Origin of the sequence: Mangrovibacterium lignilyticum (assembly GCF_010882175.1) — a bacterium.
GTDB lineage: Bacteria > Bacteroidota > Bacteroidia > Bacteroidales > Prolixibacteraceae > Mangrovibacterium > Mangrovibacterium lignilyticum.
Genome location: NZ_WKLH01000001.1, coordinates 188,455 through 211,567 on the forward strand (window position 1 = coordinate 188,455; position 23,113 = coordinate 211,567).

17 protein-coding genes, 1 tRNA gene and 1 other RNA gene are annotated in these 23,113 nt (G+C 43.4%); 3 read left to right on the plus strand and 16 right to left on the minus strand.

Features of this window, described 5'->3' with window-relative positions:
* Nucleotides 1–46: 46 nt before the first annotated feature.
* The 3 genes from GJV22_RS22095 to GJV22_RS00670 form a co-directional block, all read right to left on the minus strand.
* Entirely contained in the window at nt 47–1,984 is a 1,938-nt protein-coding gene (locus GJV22_RS22095; RefSeq protein WP_205461705.1) for a glycoside hydrolase family 97 protein, read from the minus strand.
* A gap of 339 nt (nt 1,985–2,323) precedes the next feature.
* Nucleotides 2,324–2,396, minus strand: a tRNA-Pro gene (locus tag GJV22_RS00665).
* A 137-nt stretch (nt 2,397–2,533) separates the two neighbouring features.
* Nucleotides 2,534–3,736, minus strand: a complete 1,203-nt coding sequence (locus tag GJV22_RS00670; RefSeq protein ID WP_163707276.1) for an NAD(P)-dependent oxidoreductase — start codon at nt 3,734–3,736, stop codon at nt 2,534–2,536.
* A gap of 167 nt (nt 3,737–3,903) precedes the next feature.
* Here GJV22_RS00670 and ssrA point away from each other — a divergent pair.
* Nucleotides 3,904–4,301: a transfer-messenger RNA gene (gene ssrA, locus GJV22_RS00675) on the plus strand.
* Nucleotides 4,302–5,010: 709 nt separating this feature from the next.
* Here the strand turns inward: ssrA and bioD are convergent.
* From bioD to GJV22_RS00710, 8 genes are all read right to left on the minus strand, one after another.
* The gene (gene bioD / locus GJV22_RS00680) at nt 5,011–5,691 is read right to left on the minus strand and encodes a dethiobiotin synthase (RefSeq protein WP_163707277.1); all 681 of its coding nucleotides are present in this window, start codon (nt 5,689–5,691) and stop codon (nt 5,011–5,013) included.
* On the minus strand, nt 5,684–6,451 hold the full coding sequence (bioC, locus tag GJV22_RS00685) for a malonyl-ACP O-methyltransferase BioC (RefSeq protein WP_163707279.1): 768 nt from the start codon (nt 6,449–6,451) through the stop codon (nt 5,684–5,686). The genes bioD and bioC overlap by 8 nt, the downstream gene beginning before the upstream one ends.
* The gene (locus GJV22_RS00690) at nt 6,448–7,113 is read right to left on the minus strand and encodes a pimeloyl-ACP methyl esterase BioG family protein (protein ID WP_163707281.1); all 666 of its coding nucleotides are present in this window, start codon (nt 7,111–7,113) and stop codon (nt 6,448–6,450) included. Before GJV22_RS00690 ends, bioC begins: the two co-directional genes overlap by 4 nt.
* Nucleotides 7,094–8,218 carry an aminotransferase class I/II-fold pyridoxal phosphate-dependent enzyme gene (locus GJV22_RS00695; protein WP_163707283.1) on the minus strand — a complete coding sequence of 375 codons (1,125 nt, stop codon included), beginning with the start codon at nt 8,216–8,218 and terminating at the stop codon, nt 7,094–7,096. Before GJV22_RS00695 ends, GJV22_RS00690 begins: the two co-directional genes overlap by 20 nt.
* Before the next feature lie 2 nt (nt 8,219–8,220).
* Nucleotides 8,221–9,507, minus strand: a complete 1,287-nt coding sequence (bioA, locus tag GJV22_RS22100; protein ID WP_205461706.1) for an adenosylmethionine--8-amino-7-oxononanoate transaminase — start codon at nt 9,505–9,507, stop codon at nt 8,221–8,223.
* A gap of 7 nt (nt 9,508–9,514) precedes the next feature.
* Nucleotides 9,515–10,483 (minus strand): biotin synthase BioB, encoded by a 969-nt coding sequence (gene bioB, locus GJV22_RS22105; RefSeq protein ID WP_205461707.1) that lies wholly within the window; start codon nt 10,481–10,483, stop codon nt 9,515–9,517.
* Between the two features lie 2 nt (nt 10,484–10,485).
* Complete coding sequence (locus GJV22_RS00705) at nt 10,486–10,881, minus strand: hypothetical protein (protein WP_163707285.1); 396 nt, start codon at nt 10,879–10,881, stop codon at nt 10,486–10,488.
* A gap of 158 nt (nt 10,882–11,039) precedes the next feature.
* Nucleotides 11,040–11,195 (minus strand): helix-turn-helix domain-containing protein, encoded by a 156-nt coding sequence (locus tag GJV22_RS00710; RefSeq protein ID WP_163707287.1) that lies wholly within the window; start codon nt 11,193–11,195, stop codon nt 11,040–11,042.
* Between the two features lie 341 nt (nt 11,196–11,536).
* Here GJV22_RS00710 and GJV22_RS00715 point away from each other — a divergent pair, with 341 nt between their 5' ends.
* Entirely contained in the window at nt 11,537–11,899 is a 363-nt protein-coding gene (locus tag GJV22_RS00715) for a PEGA domain-containing protein (protein ID WP_163707290.1), read from the plus strand.
* An 86-nt stretch (nt 11,900–11,985) separates the two neighbouring features.
* On the opposite strand, the gene GJV22_RS00720 is transcribed toward GJV22_RS00715, so the two are convergent.
* Entirely contained in the window at nt 11,986–12,552 is a 567-nt protein-coding gene (locus GJV22_RS00720; protein WP_163707294.1) for a hypothetical protein, read from the minus strand.
* A gap of 886 nt (nt 12,553–13,438) precedes the next feature.
* Here GJV22_RS00720 and GJV22_RS00725 point away from each other — a divergent pair.
* A complete protein-coding gene (locus GJV22_RS00725) occupies nt 13,439–15,622 on the plus strand; it encodes a biotin/lipoyl-containing protein (protein WP_205461708.1) in 2,184 nt (727 codons plus the stop codon).
* 117 nt (nt 15,623–15,739) lie between these two features.
* Here the strand turns inward: GJV22_RS00725 and GJV22_RS00730 are convergent, their stop codons facing one another.
* The 4 genes from GJV22_RS00730 to GJV22_RS00745 all read right to left on the minus strand — a co-directional run bounded on the left by GJV22_RS00730 (nt 15,740) and on the right by GJV22_RS00745 (nt 23,108).
* Nucleotides 15,740–16,381 carry a copper homeostasis protein CutC gene (locus GJV22_RS00730; protein ID WP_163707297.1) on the minus strand — a complete coding sequence of 214 codons (642 nt, stop codon included), beginning with the start codon at nt 16,379–16,381 and terminating at the stop codon, nt 15,740–15,742.
* A 202-nt stretch (nt 16,382–16,583) separates the two neighbouring features.
* Nucleotides 16,584–18,215 (minus strand): RagB/SusD family nutrient uptake outer membrane protein, encoded by a 1,632-nt coding sequence (locus GJV22_RS00735; RefSeq protein WP_163707301.1) that lies wholly within the window; start codon nt 18,213–18,215, stop codon nt 16,584–16,586.
* Between the two features lie 49 nt (nt 18,216–18,264).
* On the minus strand, nt 18,265–21,372 hold the full coding sequence (locus GJV22_RS00740) for a SusC/RagA family TonB-linked outer membrane protein (RefSeq protein WP_163707304.1): 3,108 nt from the start codon (nt 21,370–21,372) through the stop codon (nt 18,265–18,267).
* Nucleotides 21,373–21,389: 17 nt separating this feature from the next.
* Nucleotides 21,390–23,108: a hypothetical protein gene (locus tag GJV22_RS00745; RefSeq protein ID WP_163707307.1), complete on the minus strand. Its 1,719-nt coding sequence runs from the start codon at nt 23,106–23,108 to the stop codon at nt 21,390–21,392.
* Nucleotides 23,109–23,113: the final 5 nt, after the last annotated feature.

The window sequence follows — 23,113 nt, forward strand, 5'->3', positions numbered from 1 at the left end:
AAAATTTACACTGTGGTTAAGCAGAGCATGCAAGCTGTTGCGTAAATTATTCGACGGGCACAAGGTAGGCTGCAAAACCTCCTCCGGCGACCATCTTCATCGTCAGCTTGTCGCCATGTGAGACTGTCGTTTCTGACCGTTGCAGTTTTTCTGCATCAACAGAGGAATCTTCAACATCTTCAAAAGCAACCATTCGGTATTTGCCCGATCCCAGAAAATCAAGCTTAATCTCCAGTTCCCGTTCATCACTATTCGTCATTGATCCAATGAACCACTGATCGCCCGAACGACGCGCCATGGTAATATACTCACCAATCTGTCCGTTCAGCACTTTGGTATCGTCCCACACCGATTTTACCTTTTTCAGGAACTCTGCGCCTTCCTGTCCTTTGTAATTATCCGGGTGATCGCAGGCAACCATAAACGGACTGTCGTAAACCACAAACTCCGCCAACTGAAAACAGCGGGTTCCCAATACATTGGCAGGACTGGTGCACTTGAAATCCTCCGGTGTACGGTTCAAAAAACCGCCCGGAGTGAAATCCATCGGTCCGGCCAACATCCGCGTGAAAGGTAAGGTCAGGCAATGCTCGGGAGTTACCCTGTTCGACCATTTGTTATACTCATTTCCCATTACTCCCTCGCGGGTTAGTAAATTTGGATAAGTTCTCCTGAAACCGTCCGGTTTGTATGCCCCGTGAAAGTCAACCATCAGGTGATATTTAGCTGCAGTTTTCACAATTTTATGATACCAGTTCACCATTTCCTGGTCCTCGCGGTCCATAAAGTCGATTTTAATTCCAACCAGTCCCCATTCTTCATACAAAGCAAATGCCTTCTCAATATCGCTGCGATCAACATCGGTCCAGTAAAGCCAAACCCAACATTTTACTCCTCTGCTCTTGGCATAGTCGAGTACCTCAGGCATATTCACATCCGGATTGACGGTTGTAATATCAGCATCCGGTTGATTGAACCGACCATACCATTGCCAGTCAATCAACTGATAGGGCCATCCCATTTCGCTAGCCAAATCGATGTATTGTTTTATGGTTTTGGTATCCATTTGCACCTCTGCACTCCACCAATGATCCCAGGCTGACAGCCCCGGCTTGATCCATGACGGATCTTCAATGGCGCATGGATCATTCAAATTGCAAACCAACTCAGATTCGACCAAATTTCCCGGGGTATCCCCCAGCATGATCACGCGCCAAGGGGTTTTGTGCGGAATTGTGATAATATCCTTTTCACCATCTGTACCTTGCCCCGGCCTTGGAGAGAGTTGTACCTTTAAACTATTTGTTTTATTGGGCAAGGTCGGTTTCAGAAACATGCCTCCAAAATCAACAATAGCAGCTTCAGTAATGGCAGCATAACACGTATCGTTCACCTTCAATGTAACCGGAAGCCCAAGCAACATTAGATTCGTTATATCCGATATATTTCGTTTCAAAAATTCGGTTTCCTGAGACGACTCAAAAGTCTTGTAGTCGGCTGCCCAACAAGTGAAATCTTCCGAAAAATCGAACGTCGTGCCTTCGTCTGTAATGGTATACTTCTCCAACTGACCCGGCCCGGTAAACTCATTTCGGAAAGCAACTCCATCATTATAGGCTCTGACGGTTAAATTTAGGGTACGTCGCGGAAACCGTTTTTCTTCCAGCGACAGGATCAATTCGTTATAATGATTAATGACCTCCGATTCGCGTTTCAGCACTGGCTTCCAGCTTTCGTTTATTTCGTTTTGGGTTGAAGCTTTCACCTGCAAATCGTTTCCCAAAGGAGGTTGACTGGCAAAGCGATAACTTACTGCCGACCCGGAAACAACAGCCACTCCATCCCGAAAAACGGAATAACTTACATTATCACCGATATCAATTTTTATCTCGGATTTCCCGTTTGGAGATTTTAAAACATACTGTGCCAGTCCCGAATAAGCAGTAAACAAGCCTAGTAGAACGATTAATACGATTCTTTTCATCAATTTGAAATTATTGGGGTTTTATTTTGAAAGGTTTATGTCGTTTTGAATTCCTACTTCCTGGAATAATTCGCCTCAAGATAACAATAATCAGAATAATTGATTGAATCAATTGCAGCTGTATTGATCGATTTAATCGTAAAACTGACCTTCAAATTAAACAGACAAATACGGAGATCGACTATAACGACCTAGCTCATAAAATGAAACACACCGGAAATCGTTTTTAAACGATTTAAGACAAGGAAAGCTTGAAAGACCATTAACAACCAGGCTGAAATTCACCAAATAAAAAAGCCCGTAAGTTCAAAATACTTACGAGCTTTTTTCTCTTTGAGGTCGGGATGATCTGACTCGAACAGACGACCCCCACGTCCCGAACGTGGTACGCTACCAACTGCGCTACATCCCGATTAAACAACGGCATGCAAAAATAATATTTTCATTTTAAAAGAATAAAACCGATGCCGAATATTTTATTCTAAAATTGATTTATTTTGAACTTACTCCCCTTATTTATTCTCTCACAATACTTAAGCGCTACTTTGATCAGTCTTTATTTAAGAACGAATCCAAATAACTAAATACAGGTGTTAGCTGCCCTTGCTTTAAAATGGTGGCCCGCTCGGCAATTCCTTCAGTGTCTTCACCAAAAATGGACGGAAAAACAAACGTGTACAGATCCCGTGCAAAGGTTCTTGATGCATCCAGCGGCAAGGCTGTGGGTAAATTATCGACAGCCATCACGGTAACATTCTTCGAATGACTGAATGCCGGCTCCTCCGCTAACTCATAGGGATTAACATCATAAAAAGGCTCTTCAATGGAGCTGGTTCGCATTGTCGTCGGAATCGGACCTTCCAGGTCGCAACTAACGTCGGCAATAAGCGAAATGGCAAACTTTCGATCTGCCAACTGCTCCTTAGTGAAGAAAACAGGTGAGTTACTGTCCCAAAAATGGCAGGCAATAAACACATCCGCATTTTCCAGGTAGGGTTGAAATTTGGAGACATAATCCGAAGGATCTTTGTAAAACTCCTGTTGACTAAAAGTCCCGTCTTTGGGGGCCACATAATCTTCCGGATCCAAACGACTGTAAACGGCGTGCTTATATTCGCGATTAATAAAATCCAGCGGACTGACCTCGGGAATTCCTATTTCGCGGATAATTTCCAATGCTCCGGCAGCGACTCTTCCACCGCCGGTTAAAACAATTTTCAGGGGTGGCACTTTAAATTGCCTCAAGTGGTGATGTAACTCTTTTAAGTCGCGGCATTCTTCCGGACCCGGAATATCAACCTTCAGGAATCGTTTCGCAATGCCTTTAAAGGCATAATAGCTTCCGACAACTCCAGCCCAAAAGCCAAAAGCGACCAACCGATTTTTTTTCGAATCAGTAAAATATTCATAATCCAGCAGGGTAATTTTCTTAAGGGCCATTTCAGCAAAAAAACCTTGATTATAGCCTTGTTTTTTGGCCACATGGGCAAACATGATGTAGGTTTTACCTTCAATCATCGTTTCTGGAGCTACTTCTTTCACGCCAATCAAGAGGTCGCAATGCGACACATCTTCGACAACAGGGATTCCTATTTCCCGATACTCATCATCGGTGTGAACCCTCACCTGGCTCGTCTGAACAAACAACTCTACATTTGGATAATTTTCCCGAATCATGACAGCTGTTTCAGGCGTAATAGCCACTCGTCTGTCTTTCCATCTTCGGGTTTCCCGGAGTATTCCAACTTTCATATTCTCGTCTTAGGGGTACTTGTCCGAAGATACAGAAAAAACCAACTGTAATCAAAAAGATCCAATCTGCTGAATCATAAATCTGCCTTAACCAGTAAAATAATGTAAAGACCTCCAATCCTTCTTGGATTACCGAAAAATAATGTAATTTTGTGCTCCATTCTACCGGGGATGACTGGTTTTGACAGCGGGTAGAAGAGGTATGTAAGCATGCTGAGCTTTGTCTGTTGGCTCAATAATCTCAATAGGCAAACTTTTAATTGGCGAAAACAACTACGCTCTTGCTGCGTAATTCTACTAAGTAGATTACACTTAATCCCGACACTAGGTGCCGGGACAAGACATCGCCCGGGTGCTAATTTCCTGAAGCGGCCCGATCCGGCGGTGCAAGTAAATCGGGAATAGTGAAAGCTTTGCTTCGGAGCTTTTGCAAAAATTAAGAAGCTAAGGTAGTAGTCGGTGGCCTTGATCCTGCTGCTACACGAAAATTAAGTCGGGGATAAGCATGTAGAAAGCATATTGCTTCCTCGTTTGGACCCGGGTTCGATTCCCGGCATCTCCACAAATAAAAACCACTTCAATATGGAAGCGAGCACTTTAAAAATGCTCGCTTTTATTTTTTAGTCAACATCTAGTCTACATTGCCGAAAACCTTTCAAATCTACAGCATTACTATTTGCCGTCAGTTGCATCAGAAAACAGCGGAATTTGTTATCTATATATTACAATTACCGATATCATAAATCATTATCGACTCTGACACCGGAATCAGTGTATCGAAACTAAGGTGCACAGACTTTAAAAGAGCGAAAGCAAATAAAAATTAGTACTCTAAATCAGAGAAGACGACTAAACAAAAAAGTCACTTAAAATCAATTTGATTATTAAAAAGTACTCATTAAATCGTAATGGAAATATGTCCCGATTGGTTTGACGTTAAGCAGCTGTCTCAGTTGATCTTAGCGTCTGATTCGTGGATCCCCTTGTCCGGGCCAATTACCCACCAGAAATACCAGTCCCATAAGCCGATTGCTATAAAGTAGCCTTTATAAGGTATGGGGTGCCATGGCGGTCATAATCTCGACAAAAGAACCCCACATTGATATACAAAAAACAAGTAATTTCATTTTTACAAGTTATCACTCATGGGGGAGATATGCACTTTAGATTAAATTCAACAGTAATAAGGAGGATGTATGAAACTAAAATAATCCTTAGCCTTCTATCCAATGAAATTTAGCAACTCCAAGGTTGAAGACTTACACAGACTCATTTCAAGTAAGAATACATGCACACCCAAGAGTAGGGTAACTTTTTCCTTTCACCTCCGGACATTCCATTAAATGTGTCTTCGGAGAGAAATGATACAAATATCGTTTCAGTACATCTACACTTTCACGGGCGATTAGGCTGTCTTCGTTTGGCAGATGGTTATAAATTAAAGCTTTAATCTCAATTTTCCGACTCAGGCAGGCTTCTATACTCAGCAACGTATGGTTGATACTGCCCAGTCTTGATGAACTCACAAGTATTAGAGGAAAGCCTTTAGCTTGCAAATAGTCGATTGTCAGTAAGTCATCTTTAATTGGAACCATTAATCCTCCGGCTCCCTCTAAAAGCACCGTATCGTATGTTCTCTCCAGGTGTTTCGTTGCTTGGCTGATGAACTCGGGACTAATCGTTGTATTTTCCATTCGGGCGGAGAGATGGGGCGAAGCCGGGAACCTAAAAACATAGGGGCAGGTTACTTTTTTCAAATCAACCTCCTGCAGGTCAATTCCCATAATTTCCCGATGCCGGAGCAGATCGTTAGCAATTTCGCCACTTCCGGTTTGGACCAGCTTTTGTGTAATTACTTTTATGCCATTTTGGTAGAGTTCGCGGGCAAGCAACCCGGTTATCATCGTTTTGCCGCAGTCGGTGTCGATGCCGCTAATAAAATAGGTTTTACTCATGTTTGTTTTTTGCTAATAAGATGATTGGATGATAGGTTAACACAAAATCATTCGGGGTGCTAACCGGGTAATTCATTTCAAACGCCTCCAGTTTCCGACGATTCCAGCACGATGTTTTTGCAATGGCGTTCACACCTGTATTTTTAATATGCCGAAGTACATCGGTGGGGTGATTAAAATGAAGTTGTACTTGTTCATCGTGCAGGTAGAGAATATCAAAGTGATCACTCATCATTTCCCGGATTTCATTTGCCGTATAATAAAGCAGGCCCTGGTTGCTGGCTGTTTTGATTTCCTGAAAATTTTGTGGGCCGAATGTGCTGAAGGCAAATAATCCACCCGGCTTCACCGCATGGTGAACTTTCAGTATAAAGGCCTTTAGATTGTGGAACCACTGAACTGTTGACGACGATAGAACGGCATCTAAATGTCTCGGAAATTCAATTATTTCCGCATCTCCTTCGAGAAAAGTCCAATCCTTAAACTGGTGTTGCCTGAAGATTTCTTCAATGCCGTTTTCTTTTGCGCCAACCAGGTCATTGACATAGTATTTACGGGGCGTTGCTATTTTTAGGATTTCGTTTGTTAGCAGGCCGGACCCGCATCCAACCTCAAGCAGTGAGCTGAAAGTGGTTAGTCCGTTTGTCGCCAGACAATCGGTCAGCTTACCGCAGATTTCGCGTTGCACAGAAGCATGCTGATTGTAGCTGTGCCTACTTTTCCCAAATCGTTTTCTTACGGTTTCTTTGTCGATGATCATTGCTTTGCGATTTTTAGGAGTTCGTGCCAGCTTTTTACTTCCGAAAAAGGAAAGTGGGTCCAATCGGTTTCAATTACCCGGGCTTTGTCCGACCAAAAATTGAGTTGATGGGCAGTCGGAATAATTTGGTCGTTTATCGCTACGAAAGCAGCATCCCAGCTTAGGTTTTGGTTCGCTGTCGTTTGCTCCAAATCATAAAAAAACTGTAATTCCAGTTTTTGGTTAGCTGTACTTCGTTGTGATTGTTGCTTCGTTGCTTTGTCGAGCCTATTTTTCCCGCCAAACATTCTCAGGTTGAACTTGAAACGGGTGCGTTCATTCCAGCCATCCAATGTTTGTTTGAACGTTGTATGTGGAATGGCCATCTCATCGTGCCGAACCCATGGAGTTCCGTTAATGGCCAGGCATTGTGTAAGCTGCAATTTTGATTTTGGCAGGATTTCGTTAGCCGCGCAAACGCCCAGCGACCAGGCAACAACAATGATCGTCTGGTATTGAAATTCATCGGTCGGAAGAGGTTCTATTTGACTAAAATCATTCAAGTGACAGACGTCAAACCCGCGGTGGTCAAATTCATCCAGAACATGTTCATCCATTCCCCAACCGTTAAAAAAGAGGATACAAGCTGGCTCTCCTTTTCTTTTAATCCATTTTTGCGTCATGAGCGGTCAATTGATTGATTAATTTGTTGAGTTCACCGATTTGCAGCCCGGCATAGAGCGAAATGCGCAAGCGTGCAGTGCCTTCCGGTACGGTCGGATGGCGAATCGGCAATATGTAAAAGCCTTCCTCCCGTAGTCTCTCCGCAACACGGACTGCTTCGTTATTTCCGCCAATAATTACCGGAATAATATGACTTTGATAAGGGATGTTTAAGCACTCTGAAAAGTCGATACAGAGCTGTTCCAGTTGCTTGCGCCGTTCCGTCATTTTTAGCATCTTTTCAAAAATGAAAACTGTCCAGGCGAGGTTGATCGATGGAAGTGCTGTGGTAAAAATGAAGCTGCGCGATGTGTTAATCAAATAGTTTTTGAAGACCGTGTCGCAAACAACAAAAGCCCCAACCGATGCCAGCGCTTTCCCAAAAGTTCCGACAATGAAATCAATGTCCTGCATCAAATCATCGTGTTCGCTCAGTCCTAAACCTTGAGTGCCTGACACGCCCAGTGCATGGGCTTCGTCGACATAAAGGAAAGCCTTGTATTGTTTTTTCAGACGAACTAAAGTCGGCAAATTGGCCAAGTCGCCATCCATGCTGAAAATACTCTCTGTAACAATGAATACCTGTTCATAATCGTCTCTGTATTTTTGCAGGAGCGATTCCAGGTGATCGTAGTGCTGGTGCCTGTAACGACGAATCTCCGCTTTGCTTAACTGAAGCCCGTCGATGATGCTGGCATGAACAAGTTTGTCAGCAATAATCAAATCGCGACTTCCGGCCAAAGCAGGCAGGATTCCAATATTGGCGTGGTAGCCACTGTTGAACACCAGGCAGCTTTCCCGTTGATAGGCTTGTGCAATCAGCTTTTCCAGCCGGTCGTATTCGGAACAATTGCCGGTAAGCAACCTCGACGAAGCTGCGGTGAAGTTGAGTTCCGCGAGATTTTGGCTTTCAAGGAATTCAGTTTTTAATCGTAGGTCGGCAGCTATTCCTAAATAATCGTTCGACGACAGGTTAACCTGACCTTGGGGAACTGCCTGGGGAATTTTTCGCAGGTTTGACTGTTTTTCGAGTGCTGTTAAGCGATCAATATAGTTTTGCTTCATGCTTATTCGGTTGAAATAATTTGGGAGACAGCAGTTGTCAGTTGGGATAATTCATCGGGTGAGATGATAAATGGCGGCATCAGGTAAACCAGGCGGCCAAATGGACGCACCCAAACGCCATGTTCAACAAACCTGCGTTGGATGACCGGCAAATCGACTGCCTGCTTTAGTTCGACGACTCCAATGGCGCCCAGTACTCGAACATCGGCCACATGGGGCAAGGTTTGCAGCTGTTTCAGCTCAGCACGCAGCTGTACTTCTATGCCGTGAACACGTTCTTCCCAATTCGAGTTCAGCAACAAACTGATGCTTGCGTTAGCCACAGCACAAGCCAGCGGGTTGCCCATGAATGTTGGTCCATGCATGAATACACCCGGATTGCCATTTGAGATTGTTTCGGCAATCTGTTTCGTGCAGAGCGTTGCTGCAAAACTTAGATAGCCGCCGGTAATTGCTTTGCCAAGGCACATAACATCGGGCGAGACTGCTGCCCATTGGCAAGCGAATAACTTCCCTGTTCTTCCGAAGCCTGTGGCAATTTCGTCGGCAATAAGCAGAATGTTGTTTTCATCGCAAATCCGCCGAACTTCCGCTAAGAACCGAGGGTGGTAAAACCACATCCCTCCGGCTCCCTGTACGATGGGTTCCACTACAATTGCTGCAATTTCCGACCCCTTCGTTTCAATTAAATCCAGCAATGGCTCCAGGTCCACCGGATCCCACTCGCCGTGAAAAGGAGAGGAGGGCGAAGGGATAAAATCCTGTTGCGGCAACTGGCTTCCGAAGATGGTATGCATGCCGGTTACAGGATCGCAAACCGACATGGCATGCCAGGTGTCGCCATGATAGCCTTTACTAAGACTGACGAAGTGATTTTTTTCCGGCTTTCCTGCCGATTGCCAGTATTGCATGGCCATTTTCAGGGCAGCCTCCACGGCTACCGATCCGGAATCGGAATAAAAAACCTGCTGAAGCGGCTCCGGAGTCAAATCAATTAACTTCTCGGCTAATTCAACGGCGGGGCGGTGGGTAATTCCGCCAAACATGACATGAGCCATGTCGTCGAGCTGTTCGCGAATGGCATCATTCAGCACAGGATGGTTATAACCATGAATGGCAGCCCACCAACTCGACATCCCGTCAACCAGCCGGCGCCCATCTTCCAGTTCCAGGTAGACACCTTCAGCCCGGCAGACCGGGTAACTGGGGATGGGCTTTGTAGCTGATGTGTAGGGATGCCAAATGTGCTTTTTGTCAAAATCAATTAGGTTAGTTGCTGTTTTTAACATGGCTTTTTTAGTTGTCTATGGTAAATCCCGCTTCTTGAAAGTCCCGAAGATCATCCTCGATTTTCGATCCCGTTGTTGTCAGGTAGTCGCCGGTTAGGGCTGCACTCACTCCGGCACGCAATGCCTTGTGCTGATACGACTTAATCTGGATACGTCCACCGGCAAAACGAATATTGGCTTTCGGATTCATAAAACGGAAGACGGCAAAGGTCGCCAGAATGTCTTCTTCCGGAAGCATTTCAGATCCCTCGAGTGGCGTTCCTTCCACGGGAGTCAGAATATTGATCGGAATGGAGTGAACGCCCAGCTTTGCCAGCGTCGCGGCGAGTTCAACGCGATGTTCTGCCGTTTCGCCCATTCCAATAATACCTCCGGAGCAAACTTTAATGCCCAGCTTCTGAGCCGTTTTGATGGTAATGATTTTTTCCTCTATCGAATGTGTCGAAACCACTTCGGGGAAATAGGACGGCGCTGTTTCGAGGTTGCAATGGTAATGCTCAATGCCCACTTCTTCCTGCAGGCGACGCAGTTGTCCTTCGTCAATTAATCCCATGGACGCGCAGAGGCTCAGGTTTGTTTTCTCTTTAATTTCCTTGTAAATCGGAATGAGCTGATCGAGTGTTTTGTTGTAAACGCGGCGACCGCTGGTTACCAGCGAGTGACGTTTTACGCCCTTCGACGCACTGACCAGAGCCTGGTCGACCGCTTCTTTCCGGTCAACAACTTCGTACTCTTCCACCTGCGTGGCATAGTGACGCGATTGGCTGCACCATTTACAATCCTGTGGACAACGACCTGACTTGGCATTGGTAATCGAACACAAATCGATCGTATTTCCGCAAAAGTGTTCACGGATTTCGTCGGCAGCACGGTAAAGCGCTTCTTTGTCTTTGGCGTGGTAAAGCTCCACGCCTTCTTCGTAACTCAGCTGGTAACCTGCTAATACTTTTTCTTTTAGTTCTTCAATTTGAATCATGATTAAGGGGAATAAAAAAGTCCGTTCCCTGCATGCAGCAGAAAACGGACTTCGATTAAAAAATAAGATATCCAATAAGCAGCCGGTAGCAGCTGCTCTTTATTCAAATGTTTTGCGACGGCGATTTGGGGAAGCTGGACTCCTGCCAGCAAAGCCAGCTGCTCCAATGACAAGGGGTCCCGGAAAGCTTCATCATCTTCTTCCGAACCACTTCCGGACAACCAGCTCATGAATGCTTCAGGCTGGTTCATGTTTTTTGCAAAGAAGTTCTGGGAAACAGTCGCTGAAAGCTTTCCGATTCGAACCAGTTTCCCTAACGAGGCAAATACAGCATAGCCTTTCCCTTTCCATTGGTGGAAGGTGAAAACAGTACGTGCGCTATGTTTTCCCGGGTTCATTGAGCGATCAAAGATAATGGATTCGATTTGAAGAAAACATCAACACTGAAGAAGTTCTCGGGATTTAATGTAAACTTTTGGTTTAGTTTCTTGCATATCTGGTGTTGTTGCTTGAATTGAAACAAAATAAAAAATAGTCCTTTCCTTGTTTAAGGATATCAGATTAACTTCTTTCTCCCATAGTAGCTTTCTGTGAATTCAGAAGGAGTGCATCCTTGACTCTTCTTAAATATTCTGTTGAAGTTTGAAATATTGTGAAATCCACATTCAAAGCATATTTCCGTAATACTTTTTTGAGTTTCGACCCTGTACATCTTCAGCTAAATTGTCCGAAGTTTAGCCGAAGATGTACTGTGGAACACTATAGAAATAGCTTCGGCGACTACCAGGCATTTCTGTCTGCAACCATACCATCCTTTTGCAATAAAATAACAATCCTACGCGCCATCATACTATAGGACACCCTTCTACAAATTATTCAGAACGCATATAAATATCATACGATCATTACCTTTTTTGATTGTTTTCGTAAACACTTCTGCCGTGTATGTTCTAAAAGCCGTAACATCAACAGAGGCCATCGAAGCCATGTTAAATGGCCAAAAGGGACAGCACGCCAAAAAACCTTTATCACAAACCATTAAACTTCATCACTATGAAAACAAAAAGAAGTACCCAAACAATTGCGGTGTTCCTGGCCGGCCTGATGCTATTTGCCTCATGCAAGAGTACAACCATGATTATCTCGGATCCTCCGGGAGCGAAACTTTATCTCAACGGCGAATCTGCTGGAGTAACGCCCTATCAATATCGCGACACGAAAATTGTTGGCAGCACAACCGATGTAAAACTCGTTAAAGAAGGCTATGCCGACTTTTACACGGCATTTTCGCGAAATGAAAAGGCCGATGCCGGAGCAATAATTGGCGGGCTCTTCTTGCTGTTCCCGTTTTTATGGACCATGAAATACAAACCAACACACACCTATGAGTTGATTCCGGTTAACGAGGAAGATTAAGCATTCAAATAGGAGAACTCGTCGCCCTCCTTCGCTAACGCGCAGGAGGGCTTTGTTTTTATACACAATGATCTGCCCGACCGCATTTATTTGGCTTGATTTTTTAAATCTTTCCCGGTTAGCAATTCAATATGCTGAAACCAGGCAAAAACCTCATCAGAAAACCGGGCTTCCTGCTGACTTCCTTTAACGGTGTACTCAACGCGCCAAAGCGTATACTGCCCGACGATAAGTTGCGAAGGACTGAGGATTACTGCCATGGCAGTTTGCGGTTCGAAATAACCACATGCCTCACTCGAACATTGGTAAAGCAGGCGATTCCTTTCATTTTCAACTAGCCGGAATGTCGACTTTCCCGGACAATGTTCTTCCCTGATCCCGACTAATTCGTCGTACAGCTTCTTTGATTTTTGTCCTTGCGCATCGAGGCGTTGAATGGTAATCATCTCTTGCCAGTTGTCCAGGTTCTGTTTCTCCGGGATAAAAACCATATCGGGAAGTATACTATCCACAAAACACCAGTTCAATCCCAGTCCTGTGAAAGACAACCGGCTTTGGTCTCCCCGATCTTCGCCCAACATTTCCTTTTGCGCTAAATCGATTACCACACCTTCTTTATAGTCGACAAAAAGGATCTGTTGCGTTTCCTCCATCGGCACAATATTAAGTCCCCTGGACACAATTTTAAAATTGCGAAATTTTAAAGAGTTAAATTTCCCCTGCCCTGTAACTTCCGGCATAAAACCCAAGCTAATAAGCAAACAAATAATAAGCGCTTTCATAGTCAGAAATACGCTCCAGTCGGCAGACAGTTTCACTGCTGGACGAGCTTGTTGCTGAAATCAACGAATGCCGGACTGCTCTCCGTTTTGTTCGCTGCCTGCTGCTAGTACTGCCCTGCTCAAAATCTTGTCCCTGTTGACATGGAATGTCGCCCTGTCTATTTTTTTGTTGCAAGTTCAATAGATCAAAAAATTTCTTAGTGATCAAGGAAAGACTCATTTGAGGTGTCAACCTATTGCATGCCCCCCCTGCTTAACATTGTAAAAACAACCAGGCGACTCGTTTCCCGAAAACCGAACCTGACAATCGACCATTTTTAAGTTTTACGATCGATATTCCCTTCGCACATCCAGCAATTAAAAATTGAACTTTAGTTCTCATAAGTACAAATGACAATTCCACGCTTCGCTGAATCAAAAAGAAGATTATTTTGTCTTTTTATCTTTTAAAACGCAATAATTAATCCAAATAAAACAAAAATGACATAAATACAATCAAATTGATACTACTCGGGTAAACTAAGAGACAAACAAGCAATTCTCTGCTGCAAAACATATCAATTTGTTCATTTCAAGAACATTTATCAATTTCAAACAAGATATTCCTCAATATTTCCTCAGTGTAAATTTTAAAACTTTCAATTAAAAAAGTCCATAAAAGTCATAAATAGATTCTGCTGATTGCCGTAATTTAGCCGCATCAAAGACCGCAAGGTTACAATTATAACTTCATTATTAACTTTTTTGAAAATTTACTATGTCAAAAAAACTTTTAATAAGAGATTTGACTCTGAGAGATGGCCAACAATCACTGTTTGCTACACGTCTGCGCCAGGAGCAGATTGACAGAGTTCTCCCATTTTACAAGTCAGCTAACTTTTACGCCATGGAGGTTTGGGGTGGAGCGGTTCCGGATTCGGTTATGCGCTACCTGAACGAGAATCCATGGACAAGGTTACAAACCATTAAAAAAGCCGTTGGTGATGTCAGCAAACTGACTGCTCTTTCGCGCGGACGTAACCTGTTTGGTTATACGCCCTACACCGACGAGATCATCGACGGATTTAGCCGCCATGCAATTGAATCCGGTTTAGGCATCATGCGTATTTTCGATGCTCTGAACGACATCAACAACGTAAAATCGACTATTAAGTACGTTAAACAACACGGCGGCATCGCCGACTGCGCCGTTTGTTACACCATTGATCCGGAACCGGAGATAAAAGAAAAGCCAGTTGCTGTTGAAGAGAAAAAAGGCTTCCTGGGAAAATTATTCGGAAAGAAAGACCAGGCTCCTGCCCCTGCGGCTGAACCGGCTTTCAAACCTGTTTTTACCGACGAATACTTTCTGAACAAAGCGAAGGATTTGGAAAAATTGGGTGCTGATATGATCACAATCAAAGACATGAGTGGTTTGATTCCGCCCATGCGTGTTGCCAAATTGATCTCTGAGTTCAAACAAAATCTGCAAATCCCGGTTGATTTCCATACACACTGTACGCCAGGGTACGGACTAGCTGCTGTTTTAGCTGCCATCGTCAATGGTGTTGACATCGTTGATACCAATATCTGGACCTTTGCCGGCGGACCTGCAGCACCAGCGATTGAATTAATCTACGTGTTCTGTCAAAAATTAGGTGTTGAGTTGGATATCAATATGGAAGCCGTTGCTGAAATCAATAAAGAATTGGTCAACATTCGTAAAGAATTGGCTGATATTGATGCTGGCAAACAATTCCCAAATCCTTTCAACCCGCTTACAGATACATTACCTGCTGAAATCGATGCGCTGTTCAACAAAGCCATTGACGCATGTAAAAAAGGAAATGAAGATGCCTTGATAACAGCTTGTCAGGCAATTGAGGCTTACTTCAACTTCCCAAAACCAAACAAACTGGTTCAAACAGCTCAGGTACCGGGTGGTATGTACACAAACATGGTAGCCCAGCTGAAAGCGTTGAAATCGGAAGATATTTTGGAAGATGCCATGAAGCTGATTCCTCAGGTTCGTATTGATGCCGGTTTACCACCGTTGGTAACACCAACCAGCCAAATCGTAGGTGCACAAGCAGTGAACTGCGCGATGGATGTTAAGAACGGGAAACCAATGTACACCAACGTATCCAACCAGTTTAAAAGCTTGGTTAAAGGTGAATATGGTATTACTCCAATTCCGGTAAACCCTGATTTCCGCGAAAAAATCTGTGGTCACCGCGATGAGCGCCCATTCGATACGTCGACCTACAAAATGCAGCCAAACCCAACTTTAGATGAATTTGGCGGTATAAAATTGGCCGAAAATGAAGAAGAGGTGCTACTGCTCGAATTATTCCCAATGGTAGCCAAAGGTTATTTGATGGGTGTGAAAAAGGCAGCTTGGGAAGCAAAAAAAGCCAGTGAGCCACAAGTTGAGACTGTTACAAAAACAGCAAAAGCTGAAGCCAAAACGATCAGCGGAGAGACCATTGTTACTCCCCTGCCCGGCCGTTTATTGAATTACCTGGTTGCTCCGGGCGATTTCGTTAAAATTGGTCAGCCGGTGGCGATTGTTGAAGCCATGAAAATGGAAAACACCATTACTTCAACACACGAAGGTTATGTGAATAACCTGGTAGTTGGTGTTGGTGAGAACATGGCTGCCGAAGCAGTAATCATGGATATTGTTTCAGAACCAATTGCAAAAGCAGTTCAGGAAAAACCAAAAGCTGCTGCGAAAGTAACCGGACCAACAACAGGTGTCACTGTTCCAATGCCGGGAAAAATTCTGGACATTCAGGTAACTCCCGGTGATTCTGTAAAAGCAGGTCAGGTTGTGATCGTTTTGGAAGCCATGAAGATGGAAAACAGCATTACTGCTGAAGTTGGCGGTACTGTTAACGAAATCTTCGTTGAAGTAGGCGAAACGGTAGCTGCCGATACGAAAGTCTTCGACTTGGTATAAGCTTATTCAGACTGATAATTCCCGTAGAAGGGACACGATACAAAAAAAGGATTCAGACCACGGTTTGAATCCTTTTTTTATGCTGTTAGTTGATCCTCGATCAGCTGCCAAAAGAGCTTAATGCAACTCTCCGACGATTTTCTTGCCGTGATATTCGGTTGAACCAATCAGCTTTTGAAGATCTTCAATATTCTCGTTCGTTACTTTGCCGGCTACAACCACTTTCAGCTTTTCGCCACCCAGCTCAGTCATCTTTCGCAACAAAGCAGCACCGTCTTTTGCTGTTGGTTCACCTCCCGAGGTCAGCACTGCATCCACCTCGGGAACTTCGTTGTACAGGCGCTGAAAATCAGACCAGGTATCATTCACACTATCGATCGCTTTATGAACCGTAACATTCATTGGTTTTGCCAGCTGCGCGAGGTGCTTTATTTTTGCAATGTCCAACTCATTTTCATCAGTTGTTATTCCAAAAACGACACCCAAAACACCGGTGGTCTTGCAGTAGGCAATTTCCTCTTCCATCTGCTTCAATTCGGCATCGGAATAATTAAAATCTCCCCCTCGCGGCCTGATCATTACTTTAATCGGAATATTGACCGTTTCCAGAACAGATTTGAGCAGTTCTTTTGATGGAGTCAAACCGTCGCTCGCCAAATCAGCACATAGCTCCAACCGATTTGCGCCACATTTTTCAGCCAAAACCGATTCACTCAAACTTTCGACACACGCTTCCCGCACTAAAATTCCTGACTTCATATGCAATTTGTTGATTTAGGATTTAAAGCCGCAAAAGTAATCAAGCTTCTTTCGGAACAGATCTTTCCATTCAAAAATTTCCTTTTTTATAACAATGAACAGTCAGCGGCTATAAACGAAAATCCCCCGTGAACCACATTGGAACACGGGGGAATCTACTATCAATTAGTCACAAATCAACTTGCAACAGAATTCTTCTACTTTATAAATCCCACTTGATGAAGAAATCACCATTCATGATTTTTGAACGAATTTCATCCTGCATCGCAACGGGGTATTTAGGAACAACACGATCGGCAATGATCGACATATCATTGTAGCGTGTAGCCATCCGGTACATCATTCCCATTACACGTCCTTCAGCTGGGTATTCCAACAGCATTGCATCGAGCAGAGCCAAATCGTATTCCTTGATACGCTCTTCCTCTGTCAAATTATAATCTTCAGCAGTTGGATCCGACAAAACGAAAAAATCTCCGTTTACACAACCTTCAATACCAATGTTGTTGTAAGAGCGATGTAGTAAAAAGTCTCGGTACCTGCCATCCCACTGATCGGGATCGTTATTTCTATCGAACTCCCCCTGATCCGGAAAGCGTCCGGCAACACCTTCATTGAGCAATGTTCCTGCAGGTTCGTATTTTCCCAAGTGATTTTCAGCTTCAGCCAGCCAAAAATGGTAATCGTGGCCGCGGTACAACGGAATACTGGCATCACTCTGGTAAGGCTGTCTCCAACGATAGTTCGCATGGTATTTACCAACGACTGTATCACCGTCTTGTGAAAGGAAGTTACAATAGCGACCGCGTCTGTCCGAGTCACTGTACTTACTCATTGCATAAGTTGTCGGACGAATCAGGTATTGAGCCGGAGCCCGATGACCAAAATAAGTAATCAGGTCGTTGGTCTGGTTATTCGTGTAATCGTAAATAATCGACGAAACAGAAGAGCGACTATAATACGTACCCTCAGCGAAAATACGGTAATAGTTATTGGTCCAGCCGGCATTCAAACTATACCGGTATGGATCCTCATAGAAAGTCTCAACCAAACGACTCAAGATTTGCTCTTTGATCCAGGCCCAACCTTCATTTTTATTTACCAACAATTCGCAACGTAAGCACAACCAGTCCGGCGTAATGTAGTTCCAGTGTTGATATTGCCCGTCAGTTGGATTTTCCGGATCAAGCCAGTCTCCCCAATTCATTTCAAGCGTACCATCGATTCCGTTTACACCGTTATCGATTAAATCCAAACATTTATCAACGATCTCGTCAACGCTGTTCAAACGTACGAAAGTAGTTCCATCGGTTACGTCTTTTAACTCGGTTACCGGATCATCAAAATAGATGGCCTCACCATAGAGTTGCGCTAACTTAAAGTAAGTCCATGCTTTAATCCGAATTGCACCGCTAATTAATGCTTTATAATTCGTTTCAGTGCTACTATCCATGGCATCACCGATTTTTTCCCGGTAAGCAAACATCTTTTCCATGTAATCATTACAAGCAATGATGATCGCATAAATATCAACAGGGTCTGCAAATTCATTGGTCGATGAATTGTTGTAGTAATACATCTGCCATAGATCTTCCGGAGCATCAGACGTTGGCTCCAAAAAATCGGCACGAATATCAGACATGAAGATCATTTGATCCCCGGCCGCCTGCATTTTGGAAATAATTCCCAAATAGCCGGAGTACATTTCACTGGTTGCACCAATGTAGTCATCTGAGTTGATGATATCAGACGGGTCGGAATTAAAATAACTATCACAGCCCGCGAATGAAATTGCCATCAAGACGACAAATATATTTTTGAATATCTTTTTCATAGATTAAATTTTTAATTCAATTCTTTTGCAATTAATTCAAATTCCCGGGTTAGAACTTCAGGTTAAAACCAAATTTCACACTACGAGGGATTACAACTTTTGAGTAGTCAACACCTTGCAAAGCATCTTCGTACGAATAAGAAAATTCCGGATCAAGTCCTAAATAATCTGTCCAGGTGAACAGGTTTTCACCTGTTACGTAAACAGTTCCGGAACGGAAGAATTTCAAAAAGGTATTGTCAAAATCGTAAGCAAAAGTCACATACTTCAACTTCAGGTATGAAGCATCCTCAATCCAACGAGAAGAAAAGGCATTGTTATTCATCGGGTCGCCGTAAACTGCTTTTGGAATATCTGTTACCTGACCATCCAATTGCCAGCGATTAACCGCTGCTCGCGATTGATTATTGAAATTATCCAGCGCTTCAATCGTACGACGGTTAGCGTTGTATGCTTCATTTCCGGATGAATAAGTGAATTCAGCAGACACTGAGAAGTTTTTGTAACGGATGTACGTATTGAAACCACCAAAGAAGTCAGGAGTTGCAGATCCTAAAACTTGCTTGTCTCCATCGCCAATAAGTCCATCGCCATTTACATCCTGGTAACGGACATCACCTGCTTCGTAGTTGATACCTCTCCAATCTGTCAAGTCAGCTGCAGCAGCTTCAGCTTGTGATGCAAAAACACCTTCAGCTTTGTAACCATAGAAACTATATGGATTTGCACCAACTTCCGTAATAATCTCAGCTCCGTCAGGCAACTCCATGATTGACTGATCAACGTTTCCTAACGATTTAACTTCGTTGGTCAACGTACTGATGTTTCCACCAATGATCCACTCAAAGTCTTTCGTTCTCAATAAGGCAGCCGATAATTCAATTTCGATACCTGAGTTTGAAATTTCTGCTGAATTATCATAGTAGGTTGATGTTCCCAAAACAGAAGATACCGGCTGGGCAAATAATACATCAGTTGATTTAGCATTGAAATAATTCACGCCCAAATCGATTCTGTTTCTCAACAAAGCCATGTCAACCCCCAAATCCAATTGTTTGGTCGTTTCCCATTTCAAATTGGTATTTGGAATACTTGAACGTACAATACCTGATAATACAAGGAATGGTGTACTTTGATAGTAGTTTTTACCGTAGTTCGATGAGAAGCGACTGTTACCGGTTAAACCATACTCAGCGCGAATATTCAGTTTATTCAGGAAAGATGAGTTTTCCAAACTTTCCATGTTTTTAGCCATGAAGGTCAAAGCTCCGGAAGGGAATACACCTAATCTGGAAGCATCAACACCTGAGGCTGAAGTTCCGTCCAGAGCAACATTGACAGAAGCACGTAGCAGATTATTCATGGTATAGTCACCGTGTGCATAGACATTCATCCAGTTCCATTCGTTGATGTAACCATAGAATTTGGTTGTCCCGCTTTCTACAAAAGCCAACGTTTGATAAAAGTCGTTGGCCGTATTGTAACCTGATCCGGCATCATATTCTTTTTTACTGGTCAACATTTGTAAGCCACCGTAAACATTCAGTAAATTACCGGAATCTAAAAGCTTCTTGTAATTTGCGTTTACATTGTAATACAAATTTTTAACCTCGCCGGCACCTGAACGAACCGTGTTTTCGGCCAGACCATTATTCATTGCAACGATAGTTGCGCTGCTACGTCCCGGAATAAAGATCTTTTCCTGATCGTAGTTGTAGTACAACCCAAAAGTTCCCGAAAGCAACAAGTCAGTTGCTAACTTATAGTTGGCTCCAAAACGAAGATTCACATTATGCTGACGATCTTCGGCTGTCAAAGTTTTATTAATGGCAACCGGATTACTAACACCGTAGCGATAAGTATCATACTCGGCCAAAACATTTCCGTTAGCATCCTTTTTATAGGGACTAAGCATCGGAATTTTGCTATAAGCAACTAATACCGGGTTCGTTTCAGGAAGTAAACCTTGCTCCTGTAAATCTGCCTGCAGATAAGCTAACCCAATGCTTGCCACCAACTCTAACTTACGGTTGATGTTGATACTGGTATTAATTTGTGTATTGTAGCGACTGCGTTTGGTCCCATCAACAACACCACCTTCGTTCATGTAACCTAAAGAGATATCGTATTTCGCAACAGCATCACCACCTTCAACCCGCAATATACTGTTAGAAACAACTGATGGCGCATAGATTTCATCCTGCCAGTCAGTGTTGTTATTATACAGGTAGTTGTAATAGTAATCAGGATCATCGATCAGGAAAGGAAAATTCTCAACCAGATCAGCCATGTTGTCGTAATAGGTTAAACCGATATCAGTCAGATATGATTTATATTCTTCGCCCCCCATAACAGGAAGTCTTTTGTCATTCCAGTTTACTCCGAACTGAGAAGACAGGGAAATTTGCGTTTCCAGCTTATCAGATTGAGAAGCTCCATTGGTCTCGATCAGAATCACGCCGTTGGCTCCCATTGAACCGTAAATAGAAGCTTCAGCACCTTTCAGCACAGTGATATTCTGAATATCAGCAACATTCAGTCCGGCAAAGATTCCGCGTGAATATCCGCCAATAATTGGAGATTCTTCCGTATCTGGTAAATACGGCACACCATTGACTAAAATCAGCGGAGTATTATTACTTACCAAAGAGCGAACTCCTCGAAGGTTCAAATACGAACCTTCACCAGGCATGCCACTCTTATTGGTCACACGCAAACCTGCAACTTCGCCTTGCATGGCATTTTCGATGGTATGCACCTGATCCATATCCTTGGCTCCAATATTCTTTGCCACAGAGGTCTGTGCTGCCATCGAGAGATTCCGAAATGGAAAAACTAAATCTTGATTGTACTTGGGCTTAGCCAAGTCAATCAAAATAACATTTACATCTTCGCGCCCCGATAATGGTTGCGAAACGGAGTAAAAGCCTTCAGCCGAAATTGTAATTGTTCCTTCGGGATCGCTTACTTCGACTTCAAATTCCCCATTTTCGTCTGTCTGCACAACCCCATCAGTCCCGGTGATTGTAACAACAGCAGAAGGAACAGCTTGCTTATCGGGAGCCGTAACTTTACCTTTTACTGTAATATTCTGTGCCGACAATCCAAATACTAATAAAACGAACAGTATTGTCAGTGCTATTTTACTATGTCTCATATTCAATACTTTATCCATTAATAATTATTCTCAGTGGGTCGCAATGTCCAGCAGTAGAGTTGGTATCTGCCTTTGGTATTTCCGCTGGCAGCAATTGCTGCAATATCATCACTCGACACTTTAATTTTGATGGGCTGCAATTCGGTCCCCGTAATAGTTACAATTCCAATCTCGGCACCATCACAGTCGTAATAAGATGATCTGTTTGAAACTGCGGCCCAATCTGCCGGAACATAACCTTCCGCATAACCTAAGCCGGTACGGTCATAGTGAATATTGGGATTAATATTATCGTTCACGAGCTCATCGTTAAAGTAAATCTGGAATGTATGAGGAAATTTGTTCGACTTAAATCCCATTCTTAAGTGGTATTCACCAGGAGGAACCATGACTACCGCAACAGTACCATCTTCCTTCAATGAAATACCAGTTAACTCAACAGAACAGACGCTTTCGCTAGCCTTCGCTTCATCGGTAGGCCAAGCCCGTACAGTTTTGTAGGGTACAAATGGCCAAGGTCCTAAAGGTCCAAAACCTCCGTCGTCTGTAATGGAAATATCACCTAATCCAACCCATTTATAGTATTCGGCCTTTTCGGTCTCGTTACAATACTCCCAAATGTAAAAGCGGTTTTTAATCCGGTGAATCACCACATTATTCGGAATTTTTAAAGCCGTTGTATAATAGGCTACACCATTACTTAAAGTAAGTGGGTTAGCTGTATTTACTTTCTGTACAGAAGGTCTCCATTGAACTCCCGGTGTTGAAGCCGATTCGCCTTCAATATATCCGGAAACAGAGTAAATATCAGTGACCCCGTCCAGGCTATCCGCACTTACGACATAATCGTAAAATGCCGATTTAATGATATACTGCTCGAACTTCAGGGAGTCGTTTGCATTCGGTTCGCGGTTCAATGCATCGCGAACGTCCTGGTAGGCTTTGCTCAAAGCTCCCTCAACCAAGGTGTTGTTAGGAATTAACATGGTTGAAGCGTAAAACTCAGACCGCATCGTCCAAGTCTCAGATCCACCTGAACTGTAGCGGTCCATCAACAAGTTTTTGGTTACAAAAACAGAGTCGTAAACCGTATTACCAGTGTTGTCAACACCAACGGGAACACTGTTATCGCGATCAAAAACACGTTCTTCGTAGTTAAATACCAATTCCTTAAACGCGGAGTAATCGGGCCCTAAGCTGTTTAAAACTTCATAAAGTGATTTCGGTGCAAAAATTGCATCGCTCATCAAATACACGTACCCGTTGTTTACTTGAATGATCTTCGCAATACGAGAATCTGCAACGAAATAGTCGGTCGTACTGGTTGTTTTTTCAACCGAAACTTCCAGGTATTTACCGTTCCACATTTGAATGGACAAGCCATCAACCAATTTGGTCGGCGTAAATGCCAAATCACTGACACACGTTTCGGCAAAGAAATCCGGTTCATCAATTTGAGCCCCGCTCATCACACTGTTTGAATAAACAAAAACGGTGAATTGTTGATCTTTTCCTTCTAAACGTGTGAAGATTTCCTGATTGGTGAACAGGTCTGCTATTTCACTTAAATCAGCGGTGGACTGAATGTATTCTTCTGCAGACATATCAACAACTTCAACTAAGTCGCTGTTAACCTCTTTATCGCTGGGCAAATAGTGCTGATCCCATTTCTCAGAACAAGAGAAGGATAACAGCATAATTACTGCAGCTATTGTAAATAAATAACTTCTTTTCATAACCT

What these genes read in the sequence shown, in the direction of transcription:
- GJV22_RS22095 (WP_205461705.1), bottom strand. Translation starts at nt 1,984, where the DNA reads ATGAAAAGAATCGTATTAATCGTTCTACTAGGCTTGTTTACTGCTTAT.
- GJV22_RS00670 (WP_163707276.1), bottom strand. Translation starts at nt 3,736, where the DNA reads ATGAAAGTTGGAATACTCCGGGAAACCCGAAGATGGAAAGACAGACGA.
- bioD (WP_163707277.1), bottom strand. Translation starts at nt 5,691, where the DNA reads ATGAGTAAAACCTATTTTATTAGCGGCATCGACACCGACTGCGGCAAA.
- bioC (WP_163707279.1), bottom strand. Translation starts at nt 6,451, where the DNA reads ATGATCATCGACAAAGAAACCGTAAGAAAACGATTTGGGAAAAGTAGG.
- GJV22_RS00690 (WP_163707281.1), bottom strand. Translation starts at nt 7,113, where the DNA reads ATGACGCAAAAATGGATTAAAAGAAAAGGAGAGCCAGCTTGTATCCTC.
- GJV22_RS00695 (WP_163707283.1), bottom strand. Translation starts at nt 8,218, where the DNA reads ATGAAGCAAAACTATATTGATCGCTTAACAGCACTCGAAAAACAGTCA.
- bioA (WP_205461706.1), bottom strand. Translation starts at nt 9,507, where the DNA reads ATGTTAAAAACAGCAACTAACCTAATTGATTTTGACAAAAAGCACATT.
- bioB (WP_205461707.1), bottom strand. Translation starts at nt 10,483, where the DNA reads ATGATTCAAATTGAAGAACTAAAAGAAAAAGTATTAGCAGGTTACCAG.
- GJV22_RS00705 (WP_163707285.1), bottom strand. Translation starts at nt 10,881, where the DNA reads ATGAACCCGGGAAAACATAGCGCACGTACTGTTTTCACCTTCCACCAA.
- GJV22_RS00710 (WP_163707287.1), bottom strand. Translation starts at nt 11,195, where the DNA reads ATGTACAGGGTCGAAACTCAAAAAAGTATTACGGAAATATGCTTTGAA.
- GJV22_RS00715 (WP_163707290.1), top strand. Translation starts at nt 11,537, where the DNA reads ATGAAAACAAAAAGAAGTACCCAAACAATTGCGGTGTTCCTGGCCGGC.
- GJV22_RS00720 (WP_163707294.1), bottom strand. Translation starts at nt 12,552, where the DNA reads ATGGAGGAAACGCAACAGATCCTTTTTGTCGACTATAAAGAAGGTGTG.
- GJV22_RS00725 (WP_205461708.1), top strand. Translation starts at nt 13,439, where the DNA reads ATGTCAAAAAAACTTTTAATAAGAGATTTGACTCTGAGAGATGGCCAA.
- GJV22_RS00730 (WP_163707297.1), bottom strand. Translation starts at nt 16,381, where the DNA reads ATGAAGTCAGGAATTTTAGTGCGGGAAGCGTGTGTCGAAAGTTTGAGT.
- GJV22_RS00735 (WP_163707301.1), bottom strand. Translation starts at nt 18,215, where the DNA reads ATGAAAAAGATATTCAAAAATATATTTGTCGTCTTGATGGCAATTTCA.
- GJV22_RS00740 (WP_163707304.1), bottom strand. Translation starts at nt 21,372, where the DNA reads ATGAGACATAGTAAAATAGCACTGACAATACTGTTCGTTTTATTAGTA.
- GJV22_RS00745 (WP_163707307.1), bottom strand. Translation starts at nt 23,108, where the DNA reads ATGAAAAGAAGTTATTTATTTACAATAGCTGCAGTAATTATGCTGTTA.